Origin of the sequence: Streptomyces sp. NPDC091272 (assembly GCF_044757485.1) — a bacterium.
In the GTDB taxonomy this organism is placed as follows: Bacteria; Actinomycetota; Actinomycetes; order Streptomycetales; family Streptomycetaceae; genus Streptomyces.
Genome location: NZ_JBIVVC010000028.1, coordinates 1 through 1,410, shown reverse-complemented (window position 1 = coordinate 1,410; position 1,410 = coordinate 1). Strand labels below are relative to the sequence as shown.

Sequence of the window (1,410 nt, the reverse complement as noted above, 5' to 3'; positions counted from 1 at the left end):
GGTCCGGGTGGGCCGGTGTCCTCGTCGCGGATGACGGGGCGGATGCGTCTGGTCCTTGTCGTGCTGCTGGTCGCGCAGTTCATGCTCGCGGTGGACTTCTCGATCCTGAACGTGGCCCTGCCGGTGATCGGTGAGGGACTGGGCTTCTCCCTGTCGAACCTGCAGTGGATCGCGACGTCGTTCGCGTTGTGCGCGGCAGGCTTCACCCTGCTCTTCGGACGGATCGCGGACCTCTTCGGACGCCGCCGCCTGTTCCTGATCGGCCTGGCCCTGCTGGGCGTGTCCTCCCTGGTCGGCGGCCTCGCCACCTCCCCCGAGATGCTGCTGGCCGCCCGCGTCGCCCAGGGACTTGCCACCGCCGCCGTCACCCCGGCCGGCCTGTCCCTGCTCACCACGTCCTTCCCCGAAGGACCCCTGCGTGACAAGGCCCTGGGCCTCAACGGTGCACTGATGTCGGCCGGGTTCACCACCGGAGCCATCCTCGGCGGCATCCTCACCGACCTGCTGTCCTGGCGGTGGTCGTTCTTCATCAACGTGCCCGTCGCCCTCGCCGTCCTGATCATCGCCCCCGCGGTCATCAAGGAATCCAAGCCCGTCACCCGCCCCAAGCTCGACCTCCCCGGCGCCGTCGCCGTCACCGTCGGCCTGCTCGCCCTGGTCTTCGGCCTCACCCAGGCCGGCGAACACGGCTGGGGCTCCCCCACCGCCCTCATCTCCCTCGCCGCAGGCGTCCTGCTCCTCATCGTCTTCTACGCCGTCGAGAAGCACTCCGCCTCACCCCTGGTCCCCGTCTCCGTCCTCAAACGCCGCACCGTCGCCTGGGGCAACGTCGCCGGAGTCATCGCGTTCATCACCGAGACCTCCCTCGTCTTCCTCATGACGCTCTACCTCCAGGAAGTCCTCGGCTACTCCGCACTCCTGGCAGGCCTCTCCTTCGGAGTCCTGGGCATCGGCACCGTCATCGGCGGCACCCTCGCCGCCCGCGTCATCGGCCACATCGGCACCAAATCCACCCTCATCCTCGGCGGACTCCTCCAGGCAGCCGCCACCTTCGGCCTCTTCTTCCTCGGCGACGACCGCGCCTTCATCTGGCTCCTGCTCGCCGCCACCTTCGCCGGCGGCATCGGCAACATGCTCGTCATCGTCGGATTCATGGTCACCGCCACCTCCGGCCTCCCCGACCACGAACAGGGCATGGCCACCGGACTGGCCACCATGACCCAGCAGATCGGCATCACCATGGGCACCCCCATCATGTCCGCCATCGCCACCGGACACATGGCCGGAAACACCGGACCCGCCGCCGTCCTCGACGGCGTCTCCCTCGCCGTCCTCATCAACACCGCCATCGTCCTCCTCGGCACCGCCACCACCGCCCTCTTCCTCCACCACAAGGAAAAAACCCCCACC

General features: G+C 68.7%; 1 protein-coding gene. It reads left to right on the top strand.

Going from position 1 to position 1,410, the window contains the following annotated elements:
- Positions 1-30 precede the first annotated feature (30 nt).
- The coding region (locus ACIQM4_RS34580; protein ID WP_401599550.1) for an MFS transporter at positions 31-1,410 on the top strand (1,380 nt) is incomplete at its 3' end.